This window comes from Huintestinicola sp. (assembly GCF_050874005.1).
GTDB lineage: Bacteria > Bacillota > Clostridia > Oscillospirales > Ruminococcaceae > Huintestinicola.
This window is the reverse complement of sequence record NZ_JBNMJV010000001.1, coordinates 66,198-86,902: the sequence shown is the minus strand read 5'-3', so window position 1 is coordinate 86,902 and position 20,705 is coordinate 66,198. Positions and strand designations below refer to the sequence as shown.

At 46.5% G+C, this 20,705-nt stretch carries 20 protein-coding genes and 1 pseudogene; 10 read left to right on the top strand and 11 right to left on the bottom strand.

Features of this window, described 5'->3' with window-relative positions:
* Positions 1–5 precede the first annotated feature (5 nt).
* The 4 genes from pth to glmU all read right to left on the bottom strand — a co-directional run bounded on the left by pth (position 6) and on the right by glmU (position 3,934).
* Positions 6–635, bottom strand: a complete 630-nt coding sequence (gene pth / locus ACR0QN_RS00440) for an aminoacyl-tRNA hydrolase (protein ID WP_432649218.1) — start codon at positions 633–635, stop codon at positions 6–8.
* A 27-nt stretch (positions 636–662) separates the two neighbouring features.
* Positions 663–1,157, bottom strand: a complete 495-nt coding sequence (locus tag ACR0QN_RS00435) for a hypothetical protein (protein ID WP_432649217.1) — start codon at positions 1,155–1,157, stop codon at positions 663–665.
* 351 nt (positions 1,158–1,508) lie between these two features.
* On the bottom strand, positions 1,509–2,471 hold the full coding sequence (locus ACR0QN_RS00430) for a ribose-phosphate diphosphokinase (protein ID WP_432649216.1): 963 nt from the start codon (positions 2,469–2,471) through the stop codon (positions 1,509–1,511).
* A gap of 65 nt (positions 2,472–2,536) precedes the next feature.
* A complete protein-coding gene (glmU, locus tag ACR0QN_RS00425; protein WP_432649215.1) occupies positions 2,537–3,934 on the bottom strand; it encodes a bifunctional UDP-N-acetylglucosamine diphosphorylase/glucosamine-1-phosphate N-acetyltransferase GlmU in 1,398 nt (465 codons plus the stop codon).
* Positions 3,935–4,311: 377 nt separating this feature from the next.
* Between glmU and ppdK the strand changes: the two genes are divergently transcribed.
* Both ppdK and ACR0QN_RS00415 read left to right on the top strand, forming a co-directional pair.
* The gene (ppdK, locus tag ACR0QN_RS00420; protein WP_432649214.1) at positions 4,312–6,951 is read left to right on the top strand and encodes a pyruvate, phosphate dikinase; all 2,640 of its coding nucleotides are present in this window, start codon (positions 4,312–4,314) and stop codon (positions 6,949–6,951) included.
* A 96-nt stretch (positions 6,952–7,047) separates the two neighbouring features.
* Complete coding sequence (locus ACR0QN_RS00415; protein ID WP_432649213.1) at positions 7,048–7,638, top strand: pentapeptide repeat-containing protein; 591 nt, start codon at positions 7,048–7,050, stop codon at positions 7,636–7,638.
* Between the two features lie 66 nt (positions 7,639–7,704).
* Here ACR0QN_RS00415 and ACR0QN_RS00410 read toward each other — a convergent pair whose 3' ends face one another.
* Together ACR0QN_RS00410 and ACR0QN_RS00405 are read right to left on the bottom strand one after the other, a co-directional pair.
* Complete coding sequence (locus tag ACR0QN_RS00410) at positions 7,705–8,700, bottom strand: hypothetical protein (RefSeq protein ID WP_432649212.1); 996 nt, start codon at positions 8,698–8,700, stop codon at positions 7,705–7,707.
* Positions 8,701–8,713: 13 nt separating this feature from the next.
* A complete protein-coding gene (locus ACR0QN_RS00405) occupies positions 8,714–8,860 on the bottom strand; it encodes a hypothetical protein (protein WP_432649211.1) in 147 nt (48 codons plus the stop codon).
* 219 nt (positions 8,861–9,079) lie between these two features.
* Here ACR0QN_RS00405 and ACR0QN_RS00400 point away from each other — a divergent pair, with 219 nt between their 5' ends.
* From ACR0QN_RS00400 to ACR0QN_RS00390, 3 genes are all read left to right on the top strand, one after another.
* Positions 9,080–9,409, top strand: a complete 330-nt coding sequence (locus tag ACR0QN_RS00400) for a helix-turn-helix domain-containing protein (protein ID WP_432649210.1) — start codon at positions 9,080–9,082, stop codon at positions 9,407–9,409.
* 138 nt (positions 9,410–9,547) lie between these two features.
* Positions 9,548–10,288 carry a MerR family transcriptional regulator gene (locus ACR0QN_RS00395; RefSeq protein ID WP_432649209.1) on the top strand — a complete coding sequence of 247 codons (741 nt, stop codon included), beginning with the start codon at positions 9,548–9,550 and terminating at the stop codon, positions 10,286–10,288.
* A 353-nt stretch (positions 10,289–10,641) separates the two neighbouring features.
* On the top strand, positions 10,642–12,504 hold the full coding sequence (locus tag ACR0QN_RS00390) for a methyl-accepting chemotaxis protein (RefSeq protein WP_432649208.1): 1,863 nt from the start codon (positions 10,642–10,644) through the stop codon (positions 12,502–12,504).
* 84 nt (positions 12,505–12,588) lie between these two features.
* Here the strand turns inward: ACR0QN_RS00390 and ACR0QN_RS00385 are convergent.
* From ACR0QN_RS00385 to ACR0QN_RS00375, 3 genes and pseudogenes are all read right to left on the bottom strand, one after another.
* Positions 12,589–12,871: pseudogene (locus tag ACR0QN_RS00385) on the bottom strand (type II toxin-antitoxin system YafQ family toxin).
* Positions 12,868–13,080: a hypothetical protein gene (locus tag ACR0QN_RS00380; protein ID WP_432649207.1), complete on the bottom strand. Its 213-nt coding sequence runs from the start codon at positions 13,078–13,080 to the stop codon at positions 12,868–12,870. Before ACR0QN_RS00380 ends, ACR0QN_RS00385 begins: the two are co-directional and overlap by 4 nt.
* A 32-nt stretch (positions 13,081–13,112) precedes the next feature.
* Positions 13,113–13,316 (bottom strand): hypothetical protein, encoded by a 204-nt coding sequence (locus tag ACR0QN_RS00375; protein ID WP_432649206.1) that lies wholly within the window; start codon positions 13,314–13,316, stop codon positions 13,113–13,115.
* Between the two features lie 487 nt (positions 13,317–13,803).
* On the opposite strand from ACR0QN_RS00375, the gene ACR0QN_RS00370 reads away from it, so the two are divergent.
* From ACR0QN_RS00370 to ACR0QN_RS00360, 3 genes are all read left to right on the top strand, one after another.
* Positions 13,804–14,574: a hypothetical protein gene (locus tag ACR0QN_RS00370; RefSeq protein WP_432649205.1), complete on the top strand. Its 771-nt coding sequence runs from the start codon at positions 13,804–13,806 to the stop codon at positions 14,572–14,574.
* A 101-nt stretch (positions 14,575–14,675) separates the two neighbouring features.
* On the top strand, positions 14,676–16,532 hold the full coding sequence (locus ACR0QN_RS00365; protein ID WP_432649204.1) for a hypothetical protein: 1,857 nt from the start codon (positions 14,676–14,678) through the stop codon (positions 16,530–16,532).
* Positions 16,533–16,827: 295 nt separating this feature from the next.
* On the top strand, positions 16,828–17,115 hold the full coding sequence (locus ACR0QN_RS00360; protein ID WP_432649203.1) for a hypothetical protein: 288 nt from the start codon (positions 16,828–16,830) through the stop codon (positions 17,113–17,115).
* Between the two features lie 56 nt (positions 17,116–17,171).
* On the opposite strand, the gene ACR0QN_RS00355 is transcribed toward ACR0QN_RS00360, so the two are convergent.
* Positions 17,172–17,711, bottom strand: coding sequence for an SLOG family protein (locus ACR0QN_RS00355; RefSeq protein WP_432649202.1), 540 nt, complete (start codon positions 17,709–17,711; stop codon positions 17,172–17,174).
* Between the two features lie 108 nt (positions 17,712–17,819).
* Here ACR0QN_RS00355 and alr point away from each other — a divergent pair, with 108 nt between their 5' ends.
* The gene (alr, locus tag ACR0QN_RS00350; protein ID WP_432649201.1) at positions 17,820–19,010 is read left to right on the top strand and encodes an alanine racemase; all 1,191 of its coding nucleotides are present in this window, start codon (positions 17,820–17,822) and stop codon (positions 19,008–19,010) included.
* Between the two features lie 81 nt (positions 19,011–19,091).
* On the top strand, positions 19,092–19,949 hold the full coding sequence (locus ACR0QN_RS00345; RefSeq protein ID WP_432649200.1) for an N-acetylmuramoyl-L-alanine amidase family protein: 858 nt from the start codon (positions 19,092–19,094) through the stop codon (positions 19,947–19,949).
* 51 nt (positions 19,950–20,000) lie between these two features.
* On the opposite strand, the gene ACR0QN_RS00340 is transcribed toward ACR0QN_RS00345, so the two are convergent.
* Positions 20,001–20,654 carry a vWA domain-containing protein gene (locus ACR0QN_RS00340; protein WP_432649199.1) on the bottom strand — a complete coding sequence of 218 codons (654 nt, stop codon included), beginning with the start codon at positions 20,652–20,654 and terminating at the stop codon, positions 20,001–20,003.
* Between the last annotated feature and the right edge of the window lie 51 nt (positions 20,655–20,705).

Genomic DNA, 20,705 nt, shown 5'->3' with positions numbered 1-20,705 from the left:
CCGTTTCAACTGTTGTAAAGATTCATAGCCTTGTCAATATTGCCGCTCACGATGTGCTCAATTGCGGCGCAGGCGTTGTCTGTTGCCTCGTGGAGCTTCGGGATATCCTCCGAGGGGAAATTTCCCAGCACCCAGTTTGCCAGGTCATAGTCCTTTGACGGCTTCTGTCCCACGCCAATTTTAATGCGGGGAAAATCCTGAGAGCCTGTAAGGTAGATAATGGATTTTATGCCGTTGTGACCGCCGTCAGAGCCTTTGCGGCGTATGCGTATCTTGCCCGGCTCCAGACTTATATCGTCATAACATATTATCACGTTTTCGATAGGAATTTTGTAAAAATTCATCGCCTCCACAATGGCTTCGCCGCTGTTGTTCATAAAGGTGGAGGGCTTCATCACAAGGCACCGCTTTCCCGATATCACGGTGTCAGCGGTAAGGGATTTGAATTTCAGCCTTTTTATTTCAAAACTGTGCTTTGCGGCAAGGGTGTCCACCGTCATAAAGCCTGCGTTGTGACGGGTATTTTCATACTGCGCCCCGGGGTTTCCCAGCCCTGCTATGATAAATTCCACCGCTCCCGCAGGCTCGGGTGCCTTGTTTTTATTTATCTGATTGAAAATATCGAAAATGCTCATATAAAAACTCTCCTTAAATTACACTTATCAGCCGCCCAGCCTTACCCTTAATTCGTCCGTATCAATATTCTGTACGTCCGTGCCGCTTTCGGGCAGCTTTTTTCCGTCCTCGGCAATGTATGTGTAGAAATATTTGTATTCAGCGGTTTTCAAAGCCTCGTCCACAGCGATATCAAGCTTAAAATCCGTAACGTTCCACCAATTGTACATCATAATATCTGCTGTAACCGTTTTCGCAAAACCGGGAATGTGAATATCAAAGGAATACAGCCCGTATTCTCCGCCCTCTACAGACACACGTGCAGAACCGCCGTTATCATAAGCGGAAAATCCGCCTTTTCCGAAATAAGAAAAGTCACTTTCGTCAAGGGTGACAGCCTGCCCGTTAAGCATTACGGTTATATCCCCCGTTATCCTGTCGTGGGGATAGTGCCTGTAATAAAGGACTCTGCCGAAAATGCAGAGAAAAACTGCGGCTGCCGCAAGAAGGAAACCGGCAGCTATGGTCACTTTCTTTTTCAAAGAAGCAGCTCCTTAACACTTATAGGGCTTGCCGACAAGGGGAGCCCCTTTGCCGCCTCGTTGGTTTATTCATTGAGGATGGTAAAGCTTGTGGCTCGGTACCGATAAATACTTCTTAATCGGCAGTACCCTAATGCGGAAGCCCAGTTGTATTATAGCACATTAGTCCCATTTTGTTAACGTCAAGCAGAACAAAAGTTGCATAATAATATCACTTTCGTATAAATGCACAAATTCAGCTCCAAAATATATTCATTCAGCACATATGGATATATCCCAAAAATCGGGGCTGCTGCCGAATGTGCACCAGCCCCGTAAGATGTATGGAGATACGCCGAAATTATTCAGCGATCAGTTGTTGAAAAGAGGAGAGATAGGGCTGTCCTCGTAAATTCTCTGGATAGCCTGAGCGAATACGGGAGCAACGGGAAGAACGGTGATCTTGTCGATCTTCTTCTCCTCGGGGAGAGCGATAGTATCGAGAAGAACAACCTCCTTGATAACGCTGTCCTGAATACGCTGGATAGCGGGACCCGAAAGAACGCCGTGAGTTGCACAAGCGGTAACGGACTTTGCTCCGCCCTTTTCCATAATTGCCTTAGCGGCGTTGCAGAGTGTGCCTGCGGTGTCGATCATATCGTCAACCAGGATAACGTCCTTGTCCTTAACATCACCGATGATGTTCATTACCTCGCATACGTTTGCCTTCTGACGGCGCTTGTCAACGATAGCAAGAGGAGCGTCAAACTTAGCGGCAAAGTTTCTAGCTCTTGTTACGGAGCCAAGGTCGGGAGATACGACAACGGTGTTGTCTCTGATATCCTTGAACTTCTCAACAAAGTAGGGAACAAGGATAGGCACACCGAGAAGGTGATCTACGGGGATATTGAAGAAGCCCTGTATCTGAGCGCAGTGAAGGTCCATTGAAAGGATCCTGTCGGCGCCTGCAACGGTGAGCAGGTCGGCAACCAGCTTTGCGGAAATGGGATCTCTTGCCTTAGCCTTTCTGTCCTGACGTGCATAGCCCATATAAGGGATAACGGCGGTGATACGGCCTGCAGAAGCTCTCTTGAATGCGTCGATCATAATGAGAAGCTCCATCATATTGTCGTTAACGGGTGTGCTTGTGGACTGCACAACGAAAACGTCCGAGCCTCTTACGCTCTCCTTGATGGAAACGCTGATCTCGCCGTCTGAAAATGTTACCACCTCAGACTGACCCAGGGGCTTGCCAAGCTCCCTTGCGATCTCCTCGGCAACCTTGGGATTGGAGTTTGCGGTAAAAATTTTGATATCCTTGCCGTGAATATTCATTGGTTCTTCTCCTTTAGTATATTTAAATTTCCTAAAAAATGGACATATTATTTGGCAGTCGAAAATCAGCTCTTGTGATTTTTTTCTATCCTGCCTTTGAGCTTTCTTGCGCCATGGCCCTCGATTATCTTCTCCTGTCCCCGTTCTACGGCCAATGCTCCGTCGGGAACGTCCTTGGTAATTGTGGAGCCTGCCCCCGTATATGCGCCGTTTCCTATCTTAACGGGAGCCACAAGATTTGTATTGCAGCCGATAAATGCGTCGTCGCCGATAGTGGTGCGGAATTTGTTCTCACCGTCGTAATTCACGGTAACAACACCGCAGCCGAAGTTAACTCCGCTGCCCACATCGCTGTCGCCCACATAGGTAAGATGTGCAACGGCTGTATTTTTGCCGATAACGGAATTTTTGACCTCAACGAAGTCGCCGATCTTGACCCCTGTGCATATCCTGCTGCCGGGGCGTATCTGAACGAAGGGGCCTATCTTAACATTATCTTCGATAACGCTGTCGAAAGCCTGAACGGAGTTGAGCACAGTACCGCTTCCGACCCGGCAGTTTTCGATAATGCAGTCAGGACCTATAACGCAGTTTTCGCCGATAACGGTGTTTCCTCTGAGGATAACTCCCTGAAGGATAGCGGTGCCCCTGCCGACCTTTACATCTCTGCCGATGGTAACGCCGTCGGTGCAGGTAAATTCCACTCCGTCATCCATCAACCTATCTATTATAGCAAATCTTGCCGTATTATTCAATAACAAAAGACCTTTTCTGTCATTTGCACCTAAAACTGTGTCGGAATTTGAAGAAATATATGCATCTGCACGAAAACCTGCGCTTATGAGAACGTATACAGAGTCTGTGAGGTAATATTCGCCCTGAGAATTATTGGGCTTTATCTCCCCGAGAGCATAGATAAGCTTCTCGGTATCGAACCAGTATGCCCCGGAATTTATCTCACGGATTTTCTTCTGCTCCACGGTGGCGTCCTTTTCCTCCACAATGCCGCTGATGCCGTCGGGCGTGCGGAGGATCCTGCCGTAGCCTGTGGGGTTTTCAATTTCGGAAGTTATAACGGTGACAGCATTGCCCTTTTCGGCGTGGAGAGCGTGAGCGCCCAAAATGGTGTCCCTGTCGATAAAGGGAGCGTCGCCGTTCAAGATGAGAACATCGCTGTCTTTACGCTCGGAAAGCCATTCCAGAGCCATCATCACGGCGTGTCCCGTACCCATTCTCTCAGGCTGAAAAACGGTGTGGTATCTGCCATCAAGGTGCTGTTCGATGACCTCATTATTAAAGCCCGTCACAACGCAGATATCCGTCACACCCGCCTCCTCGCAGGCTCTTGTTACCCAGTCGAGCATAGGCATATCCAGCACCTTGAACATAGGCTTCGGCAGGTCGGACTTCATTCGCTTGCCCTGTCCGCCCGCTAAAATTATAGCGCAGGTTTTTTTACTCATAGTATAAATTCTCCTATTTATTATATTTTGTATTATGTTCTGTAATTTACGAAATGTATATCAGTTTTTAAATAATACTGTATGTATATTTTCCTTTCCTCTGACCTCTTAAATATCTATCATCTATTATGCCACATCAAAATGAATTTTTCAAGCATATTTTACACATATTGCTCCCCGATTTCCGCAAAGTTTTTCAATTTGGTCAAAATAGCCAAAAACAGCCCTCATTTTTTCTTCTATTGTACAGTAGAAAATTTAATAGATTTCTGTTATAATATATTTACGGTCACGTATAATAATGCTGCGCCTTTTTAGGGAAGGGCGGACATTACTGCTGCGTGAGGAAAAATCAAAATTAACGGAGGTAATATCCAATGGCAAAAAAATGGGTCTATATGTTCAGCGAAGGCGATATGACCATGCGCAATCTTCTCGGCGGTAAGGGTGCAAACCTTGCTGAGATGACAAGCATCGGTCTTCCCGTTCCTCAGGGCTTTACAATTACTACAGAGGCTTGTACACAGTATTACGAAGACGGCAGAAAGATCAACGACGAGATCATGGCTCAGGCTATGGAAGGCGTTAAGAAGATGGAAGAGCTTAACGGCAAGAAGTTCGGCGATCTTAACAATCCTCTCCTCGTTTCCGTTCGTTCCGGCGCAAGAGCTTCTATGCCCGGTATGATGGACACTATCCTGAACCTCGGTCTTAACGACGAAGTTGTTGCTGCTATGATCGCAGGCAACCCCACTCCCGAGTTCGAGAGATTTGTTTACGACTCCTACAGAAGATTTATCCAGATGTTCTCCGACGTTGTTATGGAAGTCGGCAAGAAGTATTTTGAGCAGCTCATCGACAAGATGAAGGAAGAAAAGGGCGTTAAGTACGACGTTGAGCTTACCGCTGCCGATCTCAAGACTCTCGCTGAGCAGTTCAAGGCAGAGTACAAGAAGCAGCTGGGCACAGACTTCCCCTCCGATCCCGTTGAGCAGCTGAAGCTCGCTATCGAGGCTGTATTCCGCTCCTGGGATAACCCCCGTGCAAACGTATACCGCCGTGACAACGATATCCCTTATTCCTGGGGTACTGCAGTTAACGTAATGCCTATGGTATTCGGTAACCTTAACGACAATTCCGGTACAGGCGTTGCCTTCACAAGAGACCCCGCTACAGGTGAGAAGAAGCTCATGGGTGAGTTCCTTACAAACGCACAGGGCGAGGACGTTGTTGCAGGCGTTCGTACTCCTATGCCCATCGCTCAGATGGAGGAAAAGTTCCCCGAGGCTTATGCTGAGTTCATCAAGGTTTGCGAGACTCTCGAGAACCACTATCACGATATGCAGGATATGGAGTTCACCGTTGAGAACAAGAAGCTCTATATGCTCCAGTGCCGTAACGGTAAGAGAACTGCACAGGCTGCTCTGAAGATCGCTTGTGATCTCGTTGACGAGGGCCACAAGACCGAGCAGGAAGCTGTTGCAATGATCGACCCCAGAAACCTTGACACACTTCTCCACCCCCAGTTCGACGCTAAGGCTCTGAAGGCTGCTACTCCTCTCGGCAAGGGTCTCGGTGCTTCTCCCGGAGCTGCCTGCGGCAAGGTAGTATTTACTGCTGATGACGCTGAGGCTTGGAATGCTAAGGGCGAAAAGGTGATCCTCGTTCGTCTCGAGACATCTCCCGAGGATATCACAGGTATGAAGGCTTCCCAGGGTATCCTTACAGTTCGTGGCGGTATGACATCTCACGCTGCCGTTGTTGCACGTGGTATGGGTACCTGCTGCGTATCCGGCTGCGGCGATATCAAGATGGACGAAGAGAACAAGAAGTTCGAGCTCGGCGGAAAGGTATTCCACGAGGGTGACTACATCTCCATTGACGGTACAACAGGTAACATCTACGGCGAGATCATTCCCACCGTTGACGCTACTATCGCAGGCGAGTTCGGCAGAGTTATGGCTTGGGCTGACAAGTACAGAAAGCTCAAGGTAAGAACCAATGCCGATACTCCCGCTGACGCTAAGAAGGCAAGAGAGCTTGGTGCCGAGGGTATCGGTCTCTGCCGTACTGAGCACATGTTCTTTGAGGCTGACAGAATCGCAGCATTCAGAGAGATGATCTGCGCTGACACAGTTGAAGCAAGAGAGGCTGCTCTTGCTAAGATCGAGCCTATGCAGCAGAGCGACTTCGAGAAGCTTTATGAAGCTCTTGAGGGCAACCCTGTTACAATCAGATTCCTCGATCCTCCTCTCCACGAATTCGTTCCCACAGAGGAAGCTGACATCGAGGCTCTCGCTAAGGCTCAGGGCAAGTCCGTTGAGGATATCAAGGCTATCATCGCAGGTCTCCACGAATTCAATCCTATGATGGGTCACAGAGGCTGCCGTCTTGCTGTAACATATCCCGAGATCGCTAAGATGCAGACTCAGGCTATCATCAAGGCTGCTATCAACGTTAAGGCTAAGCACCCCGACTGGACAATCGTTCCCGAAATTATGATCCCCCTCGTTGGCGAGGTAAAGGAGCTCAAGTTCGTTAAGGACGTTGTTGTTAAGACTGCTGACGAGATCATCGCTGCAACAGGCTCCGATCTCAAGTACGAGGTTGGTACAATGATTGAGATTCCTCGTGCAGCTCTTACTGCTGACGATATCGCTAAGGAAGCTGACTTCTTCTGCTTCGGTACAAACGACCTGACTCAGATGACCTTCGGCTTCTCCAGAGACGACGCAGGCAAGTTCCTGAACGCTTACTACGACACCAAGATCTTCGAGAACGATCCTTTCGCTAAGCTCGATCAGACAGGTGTAGGCAAGCTGATGGAAATGGCTATCAAGCTTGGCAAGCCCGTTAATCCCAAGCTCCACATCGGTATCTGCGGCGAGCACGGCGGCGATCCCACATCTGTTGAGTTCTGCCACAAGATCGGTCTCGATTATGTATCCTGCTCACCCTTCCGTGTGCCTATCGCAAGACTTGCTGCTGCTCAGGCTGCTATCGCTGAGATGAAGTAATCGCAGGTTTTACGAAATTAAAGTAAAATAAAATATGCCCCTGTATCTGACATCAGCTGACAGATACAGGGGCTTTTTCTAAATTAAGGAACAGAAATGAACGAAAAAGATTTTGAAAACGAGACTTTTGAAGCGCTGACATTCACCTATGAGAAATTTGAGGACTGCAGATTTTCCGACTGCACCTTTAAGGATTGTCAGTTTGAAGAGGTGGAGCTGTCCGAGTGTATTTTTTCAGACTGCACATTTGAAAACTGCACCGTCACAAAGCCAAAGGCATCACTCCGCTCCCAGCTGCAGGACTGCCGCTTTATAGGCTGTCGGCTTACGGAGGTAAACTGGAGCGAACTGCGTCCCGAGGGAACCTTTACAGACCCTATAGCAGTTCTTACGGACTGTTTTCTGAAATACAACTCGTTTACGGAGATAAATTTCAGAAAATTTGATTTTTCGGGCAATGAGATAACCGAGTCGATGTTCGCCGAGTGTCAGCTTTCGGAAAGCAGCTTCAAAGGCTGCAAACTTGACAGGACGGAATTTTTCCGCTGCGATATGCAGAAGGCCGATTTCAGAAAGGCTTCGGGCTACCTTGTGGATATCCTTTCCTGCAAAATGAAAAATGCTGTGTTTTCTTTTCCCGAGGCGATCGATCTGCTGGGGTCGCTTGGGGTAAAGGTGGAATACTGAGTCTGAAAAAAATCCCGTATCTGCTTTTTATGGCGGATACGGGATTTGTATCTTCTAAATAATCATTTAGTCAGTAATTGAATGAACAGTTAAGGAAATTTCTTTGATAGATTGATAATCGACAAAACCATACTCATTTCCATCACTATCTTTAGAAAATGTACAAGTCATTTCAGTATTGGGTTCAATATTCTGTTCGGTAATAACATAGTTTTTTAATGCTTCAATTTCTGATATCTCTATGTAGCTTCCATCATCGGAATTTATTGAAAGCTTGATGTTAGCTTTACCATATCTATCCCTGTAATCTCCTCCAAGTGACACATATCCGACAGAAGCTAAGTTCTTACCCACATAATTTCTTATGTAATAAGTATATTTATCGGGCGAACTTTTGGTAGAAATCAATGAAGGAGCTGATTCGCTGCTTTTCACTGGTATTACTCCAAGGTCAATCACGTCTATAGATTGCCATTCAATCAGGTTTGAATACTCATTCCCTTCACTATCTTTTTCAAATGTCATTTGCAACTCTGTGTTTGGTTCAAAGCTTTGAGAAACAACTTTCCAATTCTTTAATTCATCTTCATCGTCCACTCCAACATAAGTTCCGTCATTTGTAACATAAACCACACTTATGTTAGCAGCACCAACATTTTCCCTTCTTTCTCCGCCAATTGATGTATATCCAATAGCTGCAGCATTCATTCCGATATATTTATTGATGTAAGCAGTATATTTGTCAGAAGAGATTTTTATACTAAACTTATCTGTTTCGCCTTTGTCGGTATCTTCCTCATAATCTTCATCATCATAGTCTTCATCATCATAGTCTTCATCATCATAGTCTTCATCATCATAATCTTCATCATCATAGTCTTCATCATCATAACCTTCATCATCATAGTCTTCATCATCAGCTTCTTCAGATACTTCGATAATTTTAGACTCCTCGATACTATCAGATTCTTCCAACTTATTTATATTATCTGTGTTAGTTGCACAGCCTGTTAATCCAATCAAGACTAATGCAAACAATATAATATATTTTTTCCTTTTCATCTTTATACCCCTTTCATTCCCTGTTAGAAAATACTTTTTGTGAACCCAGACCCATTAGAAGCACTATAATATCATCTATCGGACCGGGAGCAACATCCAATGGAGAAATAACATAGATAAGTACCAAAATCAAAATAATACCTTTAGTAACATTATTCATTATTACTGCCTCCTACATATACTTATAAATTTTTTAACCATAATTATATCAGTCTCCTACTATAGAAAATTACTTTTATATTAGCAAGAACTATTCTTCCTATAATTATACAACCATACTTCCTATTTGTCAAGCTAAATTGGAAGTATAATTCTTATAAACAGATTAAAATTAGATTAAACAGGAAGAATACTTCTTATTAAACAACGGAGGACTGAAATGCTTGTTTTTGATTTCAGAGTTATAGGCAACAAACTTCTTGCCATACGCAAAAAAGCAGGATTAACACAGAGTGAAGTAGCCGAAGCGGCAAATTTATCAGACAGAACCTATGCCGACATTGAACGCGGAACGGTAAATATGCGCATAGAGACCGTTCTGAAAATTTGTGAAGCCTTGCACATTACTCCCGACACGGTTCTTACCGAAGACAATCCCACGCTTTCTGCAAGGCAGGCGGAGCTGATGGCTGATCTGGAAAAATGTACCTTTAAGCAGAAAGAAACTGCTCTTGAGCTTCTGGCTGTATATCTGCATTCTCTAAAATAACAAAAAAATTTCAAAAACCCCTTGACATTCACGTAACGTCATAGTATATACTCATAATCAAGGGAGAAATGTGTGAAAAAATAAAATTTTCACGTCGAGTTTTATTACACAAAACTCTCAGAAAAGGAATGGTTATTTATGAAAATGCACATCAGAGAATTTGCAAAGCTGACGGGTGTGAGCGTGCGCACGCTGCACTATTATGACGAGATCGGACTGCTTAAACCCTGCTCTGTTGACGAACAGAACGGCTATCGTCTGTATGATGAACAAAGCTTACAGCGAATGCAGGAGATACTTTTCTACCGTGAGCTTGATTTTCCTCTGAAAAGCATTTCCGAGATACTTTCCTCTCCCGATTACGACAAGCAAACTGCGCTCAGGGAGCAAAAGCACCTGCTGATACTGAAAAAGGAACGGCTGGAGCGGCTAATAAATGCTCTTGACAGCGCAATGAAAGGAGAAAATATGAGTATGAACGTATTTGATAACAGCGAATTTGAGGCTCAGCGTGAAAAATACGCAAAAGAGGCAAAGGAAAAATGGGGCGGCACAGCGGCATACAAGGAAAGCGCCGAAAAGACCGCAAACTATGACAAGGATAAATGGAAAGAGATAAACAATGGTATGAATGACATTATAGGGGAGTTTGCGGAGTGCGCAAGATCGGGCGCAAAGCCCTCCGACCCTTCGGCGCAGGCTCTTGTGAAGAAGTGGCAGGATCATATTTCCGAGAATTACTACGCCTGCACAAAGGAAATTCTTGCGGGACTCGGCGAGATGTACACCGCCGATGAACGGTTCAAGGAAAACATTGACAAGCAGGGCGAAGGAACTGCTGTGTTTATGTCAGAAGCTATAAAGGCTTACTGCGAATAAATCAACTTTTGTACCGACACGGATCTGCGGTTTCCTATCTGATAAAACAGGAGCTGTAAAATCGCTCTGCCTGCATATCCGGGCATTTATCGGGACAATACCGAAAAGCTTATTATCAGTATTGTCCCGAATTTTTTTGCCGTCAGTTAATCCATATTCATTTGGTAGTATTTCATAAAGGTTTTGCATAATTCAATGATTTTTTATACAAATTATCGGAATAATTTTCCACTTTTTAGATAAAAATTATGTAAATTACTTGATTTTATTATATTTTTATGATATGATAGAAACATCATCGAAATATGGCATAAATTGTATAATTATGCCGATTTACCGGAGGGACATTTTTTATGAAGAAAACCTTGACCAAGCGTATATTATACGCCTGTGCTGCGGCAATGGTATTTATGATGACGGTGCTGTTTATCGTTCAGACAAGCGTTATGAAGGCTACCGCCAAAAATATGGCTGTGAGCAGGATAAACGATGTATTGGACGAGCTTGTTTCCAACGAAACGGAAACCGCAGAGCTGACAGAACAGATAAACTCCGAATATATCGCCAAGGCGGACGCTTTTGCCGAAATGGTATATCTTGATCCGTCTATCATCAACGACACTGCCAAGCTTAATGAAATAAAGGATATGCTGGGCGTGGACGAGCTTCACGTTACAGATGACAAGGGCATTATATACTGGGGTACCGTGCCCGATTACTATGGATTTGATTTCAGCTCCAGCGACCAGACAAAAGAATTCCTTCCAATACTGACCGACAGCTCCTTAAAAATAGCACAGGAGCCTCAGCCCAACGGCGCAAGCGGCAAGCTTTTCCAGTACATAAGCGTTTCACGAAAGGATTCCACCGGTATCGTTCAGGTCGGAAACGCACCCGAAAGACTTCAGCAGCAGCTTGAAAGAAACAGCATCGGCAATGTGCTCGATTCGTTTACCGTGGGCAGCACAGGATTTGTTATGGCTGTTTCCAGAGCGGACGGTCTTATCGCTGCACACCCCGATAAGGAGCTTATCGGCACGGCTGCCGCAGACGCAGGCGTTTCAGATAAGCTGATGAACGGTGCTGACGGTGTGTTCTGCAAGATAGCCGGCAATAATGTATACTGCGTCACAGGCGAAAACGATGATTATATCCTTATCGCTGCTATACCCCAAAGTGAGGTATACAGCGGCAGGACCATACTTATGCTGATATTCGGCATTTCGGTCATCGGTATGCTTGTCATTGTCATACTCCTCATAAACAGCCTTATCCAGAAGGTCATCGTCAAGGGAATAAACGATATCCTCCAAAAGCTTGACGTTGTTTCCGACGGAGATATGAACGTTGAATTTGACGTCCGCACCTGTCCCGAGTACATTACCCTCAGCGACAGACTTAATTCTATGCTTGCAAATATCCGCCGCAATCTTGACGAGTCAGTAAGAGTAAACGAAGAACAGCAGCGCATTTTCTCCCACGTAACTAAGATATCTTCGGATATCGGCAGCGAATCAAAGGAAATGCAGGAGGTCTCCGCAAAGCTTTCCGACGGTTCTTCCACTCAGGCGGCTACTGTTGAGGAGCTCTCCGCTTCCTTCGAGACCATTTCACATCAGATAAACGAAAGCGCCAAAGCTGCCGCAGACGCAGGCAGAATTGCCGCAGAGACCGCCCGTACTCTTGACGCAGGCACGGAAAAGCTGGGCGAAATGCAGGGCGCTATGCACAGGATAGAAGAATCCTCGGGCAAGATAGGCAATATCGTCAAGACCATTGAGGACATTGCTTTCCAGACAAATATCCTTGCCCTGAATGCCGCAGTTGAGGCGGCAAGAGCAGGCGAACACGGCAAGGGCTTTGCAGTCGTAGCGGACGAGGTAAGAAACCTTGCCACCAAGAGCGCAGAAGCTACAAAGGGCACGGCGGCGCTTATTGACGAAACGCTCAATGCTGTTTCCGAAGGCAGCAAGATCGCCGACGAGACCGCAGAACAGCTCCGCACTATGATGAAGAGCGTATCCGAAAGCAACAAGATCATTGACGGCATTGCAGCCGCTTCGGAAGAACAGGCGGCTTCCTTTGAGCAGATATCCGAAAGCATGACCCACATTTCGGGCGTTGTACAGCAGAACGCTCAGATCTCCGCAAGCGCTGCTTCCACAGCAAGCAAGCTTGACGGTCTGGCACGTTCTCTTGGCGAGGTCTTTGAGTGATGCTCTGTTAAGTTCTATTGATAATATGTATTATAAAAGCGTTCTGCCCTCGTTTTATGAAGGGCAGAACGCTTTATATTTTGCTTATTTTCCGAAAATATCGCTGTGACTGCCTGTTCGAGTGAGAGAAAGCACCAAGCTGCCATTTTCAACTTTGTATATCATAAGCCAATCCGGAGTTATGTGACATTCACGATACCCTTTCCAGTTACCTGAAAGCTCATGATCGTGCCGCTCATAAGGCAAAGCCTCACCGTTTGCCAAAATCCGTATAACATTATCAATAAGCGAGATATCAAGTTTTCTTTTCATTGCCAATTTATATTCTTTTTTTAAACTGCGATGTCCAGATAACCTTATACTTCATTTCTTTAACTCCCTGAGAGCGTCCTCAACATCATATTTGGGCGTATTCGGGTCAGAGAGAAGCTGTTCGCTTTCCTTGATTGCAGCCTCAGTTTCGGCATTTATGTTATTTTCACGCTCCACAAATCCTCCGAACATCATAACAAAGCCCTCAAGCTGCTCGTCTGTCAGGCAGTCAAATATGCTGTAAGCAAGTTCTCTTGTACTCATAAAAATCAGCTCCCTTCTGACTATATTATACATCAAAAGCTCTGCAAAATCAAGGGCTTACGGAAATTAAAGCGTTCTGCCTGTGCAGAGGGCTTGTCGGCAAAAACATTTCCGTTTATTGCTATGGGATAATATACCGCCGACCCGGGCTCTGACGCAGGTTTTATAAGCTTGTTGACAGTAAATACCGCATTCACCGTTTCTGTGTTTCCCAAATTATCGGTTACGGTAAGCACAACTGTTATGCTGCCCACGCTGTCGGGTATATTTACGGCTTTAAGGCTTGAACAGATCCCAAAAGCATACGCTCCAATGGCTCTGACGCTTTCGGGAATGATTATATTCTGAAGATTTGTGCAGCAGTCGAAAGCATAATAGCTGCGGCACGGGCGGCAATGTACCTTGCTGTTCTTCTTGCATTTTTCATTCTCTCATTTCTTTTATTTATCCGCCGCACGGGGACGGTTTTCTATCTATATTCCAAAAAATGTCTGTATACGTTATAATTGTACCATATCCTGTCATTTGAAACAATATGTTTTAAAGTCATATCTTCGGAAAAATTTCCGACAATTTTTTTGATAACAGATTTTTTTATTGTAATTTGTGTAAAAAAGGTATTGACATTTGCGGAGATTTGTGGTACATTTATCTTAAATACAAATACACAGGTTGTATTTAATGAAAACGATTTAATTATTGTTTTAAAGGAGAAAAGAAATTATGAAAAAGTTAAGAACACTTAGTGCTATCGCAGCAGCTGCTATGGCTGTTAGTATGATTCCCGTATCTGCTTCCGCAGAGGACACCTACCACGCTTATATCGGCGTTCAGTCCGCAAGCTATTCTTTCAGAAACGCTTGGTATGAACCCAACTACGGTCAGGGCGTTGTCGGCGACGACGGTATGGTTTACTTTGACCAGATCACAGGCTGGGACGGTCCTACTGCTGTTAACAAGGGCGGCGTATTCAGCGACGCTGAGATCACAGGCGACGGTACATACACAGTTTCCGTTACAGACTTCGACTTCGGCTCCGACGAGACTCTTAACCTCCTCTTTGTTTCCACCGATATCCCTCTCGACAGCGGCGTGACCATCAGCGACGTTAAGGTAATTCTCGACGGCAACACCAAGTACACTTTTGACGAGGCATATCTTAGCCCCGACGCTAAGGACTACCTCGAGCCTATGTGCATCAACATCTGGAACGACGATCTCGGCAAAGAAGACGGTCTTTTCGGCTATATGATGCCCACAGATTCTATCGAGATCTCCTTCACAGTAAGCGGTCTCGGCGCTGCTTCCGCTGACGCTGAGGAAGCTCCCGCTGCTGAAGAGACTGAGGCTCCTGCTGAAGAGGCTGCTCCCGCAGAGGAAGCTCCCGCAGCAGAGGAGACTACAGCTCCTAAGACAGGCAACACAGCAGCAGGCGCACTTCTCGCAGTTATGGGCGTTGCAGCAGCTGCAGCGGTTGTTTCCAAGAGAAAGTAATTTTCTGAGGTACGTTTCAAAAAATTAAATCAGGCGCAGCCGGGCAGATTTTTTGTTAAATATGTCCGGCTTCGCTTTTAAATGAAAGGATGATCTGTGAAATGAAATTAAAGAAGATCCTCTCCGCTATCCTTGCGGTTTCTATGATGGCTGCTGTAACAGGCTGCAGCGGATCCACCGAGGGAAGCAAGACCACCGAAGCGGCAGGCGAAACACAGGCTGCTGTGGACAGTGCTGATACCGATGAAGATGAAGCAGAAACTTCTGCTGCTGAAAACGATACCGAAGCTGCGGCAGGCAGCAGCGGCGAGGTAAGAGAGGCTGACGAGGACTTTGCCGAGCTTTACGGCAAGGATACCATCAACATCACCATCTACAGCCAGCTGGCAAACTACTCCGGCGAGCTTACAGGCTGGTTTGCTGAGCTTATGAAGCAGAAGTATAACTGCGTTATGACCATTATCCCCGATTCCGACGGTACATTTGACACACGTATGGAGTCCGGCAATCTCGGCGATATCGTTATTTTCGGTTCCACAGGCAACGATTACCAGAGAGCCGCTACATCGGGTATGCTCTTCGACTGGAACGAGGACGATATCCTTTCGGATTACGGTCCCTACGTTAAGGAGCATATGCCCTACGCTCTTGAGAACAATGCTAATCTGAACAACTCCATCGGCGCAGGAGACGTTGTTTACGGCTTCGGTCACAACGTTGCCACATCTCCCGAGGATCACGAGGCATTCTTCTATACAATGGACCTCCGCTGGGATCTCTACAAAGAGCTTGGCTATCCCGAGGTAAACAATCTCGATGACCTTTACAATCTCTTTGTTTCTATGAAGGAGATCTGCCCCACAGACGAGGCAGGCAACGAGACATATGCAGTTTCTATGTGGCCCGACTGGGACGGCAATATGGTTATGTACATCAAGGCATTCGCTACCTGCTACTGGGGCTATGATGAAATGGGCTTCGGTCTTTATGATGTTGAAACAGGCAAGTACCACGACGCTCTCGAGCCTGACGGTCCCTACCTCAAGAGCCTCAAGTTCTTCAACAAGCTTTATCAGGCAGGTCTTATCGACCCCAACTCCATCACTCAGACCTATGACAAGATGAGTGAGAAGGCTCAGAACGGCGGTATCTTCTTCTCCATATTCGATTACGCAGGTTCTGCTCTCTACAACACCGAGACACACCTTTCCGAGGGCAAGGGAATGTATCCTATGGTACCTGCCGACGCTACTCCTCTCTGCTACGGTATGAACGTTATGGGCGGCAACAGAGTCTGGACGATCGGCGCAAACACCGAGTATCCCGAGCTTTGTATGGCTATCATCAACTACCTTGCAACTCCCGAGGGATATATGACTTACAACTACGGTCCCAAGGACGTTTGCTGGTACTATGACGAAGACGGTCACTGCTGCTTCACCGAACTGGGCGAGTCGGCTTACAAGGACAGAAAGGGTACTATAATGCCTGCTGAATGGGGCGGCATCTCCTTTAACGAGGGTACCTTCCAGGCTAACAACACCACCTGGTCCAAGGACGCTTCCAACCCCGACTCCAACGGCGAAACTTATAACTGCGAAAACTGGGCAAGCCGCCGCTCCGACTCCACTTACGATATCCTTACCGACTGGAGAGACCGCACAGGCTGCTACAATGCTCAGGAATATATGAACACCACAAACTACAAGGTTTCTCTTGCTACCTCCTACTCCGAGTCCGCCAAGTCCGATGAGCTGGAGATCGTTTGGGAGCAGGTAAAGAACACCATCGTAACCTCCTCCTGGAACGCTGTTTATGCAGAGTCCGATGAAGAGTTCGACAAGATCGTGGCTGATATGACCGCTAAGTGCAAGGAATATGACCCCGAGGGCGTATGCCTCGCTTGGTGCGAGAACGAAGCCGCTATCAGATGCGGACTTGAGGATCAGGTAAGATAACAATTCTCCTCATTTCTTAAAATATATTTTATTTTCCTACCGGCGGGCGCTGTGGCGTTCGCCGGGTGTTTTTTTGCCCATATCAGATAATACTTTCCGTATATTTCTTTTTCAACCGTTTTCGACAGGCTGCGGCATATTTTTCAGGGGAGTTTTCAACCTTTTCAACAGAGTTTTCAACACTTTTTTGAATGAATACGTTCACATACAGCTGTAATTATTACCATATGTATATTTTCCGGGCAAACGGGATATAATATCCCCAAAAGAAAACCAAAGAAAGGACAAAGGAAAGATGATAAAGGGCGTTAACAAAAGGATAGTGGAGGTGAGCTTCCCCGAAAGCGTTTATTTTGAAAAAGCAGTTCTGTTTCTCCGCTCGGAGGGTATCCCCAAAGGAGACAACGCTCTCGTGGAGGAGGCTCGCTCTCAGATGATAAGGCTTGAAAACGGCTTTTCAGCCGCTCCCCTGTCCCCCGGAAAAATAAAAGCCCGCATTGCTGCGGGCAGGATAATAAACGGACTTTTCCGCATTTCGGTCATAATCTGCGCTGCGGCGGCGCTGATAATGCTGATAGACTAAAAGGTTACAATGTGGATACAATTTACTGCGGCACTTGAAAAAATCTCCCGATTGGTTTATAATAGAGTAAGCTGGTCTTTATCGGAAAAAAGCTCGCCAAGGTCAATGCGGCGTATGTCAAGCCCGCAGCTTTTCGCATAGCGGACTGTCTGTCCCGTTCCGCTTCTGTCATTGCCGATAACGGCGATAAGGCGTGCGGAATTATCCACCATATAACGGTTTCGCAGGTTCATACAGGCAGGTGTATAAGTCTCGGACAGAATGACAACCCTTTCGGCGCTGTCGGTGATACGTCCGAAATTCCACTTGTCCGCTCCCTTGAAGCCTTTGCCGAAATCACGGTAGGGCAGGGCGGCGATAAGCTTCAGGCTGCGTGAAGCGGCAAGCTCTAAAACTATCTCCCCCGCCCACAGGTCAACGCCACGCTGCATTCCCGTAATGAAGGTGTCAAAGCCCTCGTCTGCGGCGGCGGATATCTCGTTGTAGAGCATACTTTTGATGACCTTTATCTCGTCTGCACCGTCCGCTCCCCCGAAGGGCAGCTTCTCGGGGCGATGTCCCGTAAAGCACACGGTCTTTTCTCTGATAATGTCCATATTCCACCTCGAACATAAAGTGTTTACAATTATTATAGCACATATTTTTCAAATAATCAAGCATAATTTTTTCGGGAGCTTTCCCATCTGGAAAGGATAGATATACATATGAAAAAAAAATTTCTCAGGCGTGCCTGGGCTGAGGTGCATCTTGACAGACTGAAAGGCAATCTCGCCGCACTGAAGAGCCTTATTGATGAAAATACCACTCAGATAGCCTGCGTTGTAAAGGCAAACGCCTACGGTCACGACGACGGCAACATCGCCCCCTATCTTGAGTCCCTTGGCGTAAGCTTTTTCGCCGTTTCAAACATCAAGGAAGCGGAAAATCTCCGCAAAAACGGTGTGAAAGGCGAGATACTCATTTTAGGTCACACCCCTGCGGAATACGCCGCCGAGCTTGCGGAATATGACATAATACAGGCGGCAGTTTCACTTGAATATGCCCGTGAGCTTTCGGAATATGCGCTGCAGGCGAATGTACGGGTAAAGATACATATGGCGGTGGACACGGGTATGGGACGTATCGGCGTATGCGCTTCGGACGATGAGTCTCTTGCCGCAGCAGCCGCAGACATCTGCTCTGCCGCAAGTCTCAAAGGAATTATCCTTGACGGCGCATTTTCCCATTATGCCGCCGCAGACAGCCTTGATGATGAAGATATCGCATACACCGCCGCACAGACCGAAAGATTTTTCGATGTATGCGGCAGGGTGAGAGCGCAGGGAACAGCTCTAAGGCACACACATTGTCTCAACAGCGCAGGAGGTGCTTACAGATTTGACAGCCGCAGCACTCTTGTCCGCTTCGGAATAATGCTCTACGGCTTAAAGCCCGACAGAAGCCTTGTGCTGCCCGTAAAGCTCACCCCCGTAATGGATCTGAAAGCCGCAGTTTCTTATGTGAAGCCCGTTAAGGCAGGCAGCTTTATAAGCTACGGCAGGACATATCGTGCCGACAAGGACATTATCGCCGCAACCATTCCCATCGGCTATGCTGACGGCTATTCAAGAAGTCTTTCGGGAAAGGGATATGTGATAATAAACGGCAGGAAAGCACCTATTATCGGCAGGATATGTATGGATCAGCTTATGGCTGATGTTACGGATATCGAGGATGTGCGTGAGGGCACAGAGGTAACGCTTATGGGCACAGAGGGCGGCGAGACCATTACCGCCGACGACCTTGCAGGGCTTTGCGGCACTATCGGATATGAGATAATCTGCGGCATATCCAAGCGTATACCCAGGGTCATTTACAGAGACGGGGAAATTTCCGATGTGGTGGAGTATTACTGATAACAGGAAATGCACCAAAGCTTGACAAATCTCCCCAAAAGGTTTATTATGTAAATATAAGAAAAAAGGAGCTGACTTATAATGAAAATATTCAGAAGAGCATCGGCAGTAATTATGGCAGCAGCAGCCGTATTATCGGCAGCAGGAAGCTGTTTTGCCGCAGAATGGAAAGAAACGGACAATGGTATGACCTACATAAACGACAGCGGCAAGGCAGTTACGGGTATGCAGGAGATAGATGGAAAGACCTATTATTTTAACAGCAAGGGAATAATGAAAACAGGCTGGCTCACCACAAAGTCGGGCAAAAAATATTATTTCAACTCCGACGGAACTATGCGTACAGGCTGGCTGAGAACAAAGTCCGCTAAATATTATTTTTCCAAAAAGGGCATTATGTGCACGGGCAGCGTTAAGATAGGCACAAGCTATTACTTCTTCGGCGACGACGGTAAAATGCTCACAGGCTGGCAGGAAGCAGACGGAGAAGATTTTTACTACTGCACAAACGGCAAAAGAGCGGTTTCCAAAACTGTTGATATCGACGGTCAAAAAGTAAAATTTGACAGAAACGGCAGGGTCTTATCTAAGATCTATCCCGATGATGCAGACAGCAGCGTTACGGTCGTAGTCAATAACAAACCCGGCGTTCCGAAGGAAGAAGCAACAGCTTCCGAGGAGAAGATCCCTCCCGAGGAGATCGTGGTCACACATACCGAGTTTACTATCCAAAGCGGCGCAAAATTCAAGCTTGCATACAGCTTCCGCCCTGTCAGCACAAACTGCAAGGACGTTACATTTTCAAGCTCTGACGACTCTATTGTATCGGTAAACAGCAAGGGTGAAGTTGAAGCCCTGAAATCCGGCAAGGCTTCGATAACTATTAAATCCTCCGAAGATAAATCTGTTTATGTCAAGATCCAGATCACAGTACAATAAGAATATAAAAAAGGGACTGCAGAAGTCCCTTTTTTCATCTGAAAAATACCCTTACCTTTTTCTGCTGCTGTGATCTTTGTCGGCATTCCTGCGCCATTCAGCCGACTGTGACAGCTTAACGCCCTTTCTTACGCCGGAAACAGCGGCGCTCATCGCTTCGTACTGCACAGCGCAGCCTACGCTGTCCGCACAGCAGTCCACAGCGTTTTCCCGCCTTATGCCTATGCTTTCGGCGGTTTCGGCGGCGTCAATGTTTGCTCCCAGGAAAACAAATTCCCAGCCGTATTTTTCCTGCTGTCTGCTTATCATTTTCTTTACCTTTGAAACGGTGTAATTCCTGCTGGCGTTTTCCATTCCGTCGGTGTTGATAATGAAAACGGTGCGCTCGGGGACGTCCTCGGAACGGGCGTATTTATGCACATTCCCGATGTGATGGACCGCTTCGCCAACAGCGTCAAGAAGAGCGGTACAGCCCCCCGGACGATAATCCCGGTCTGTCATTTTTCCAATGCGCTCAAGGGGCACTCTGTCGTGAAGCACTCTGCTTTGGGTACTGAAAAGCACAGTGGAAACGACCGCTTTCCCCTTTTCGCTTTTCTGCTTCTCGATAAGGCTGTTAAATCCCCCTATGGTATCGCTTTTCAGCCCGAACATTGAGCCGCTTTCGTCAAGGATAAAAACTATTTCCGTTAAATCTTTTTTCATAAGAATGACCCTCCGTTTGATTTATTGTGTCTTAATGATACATCATACGGA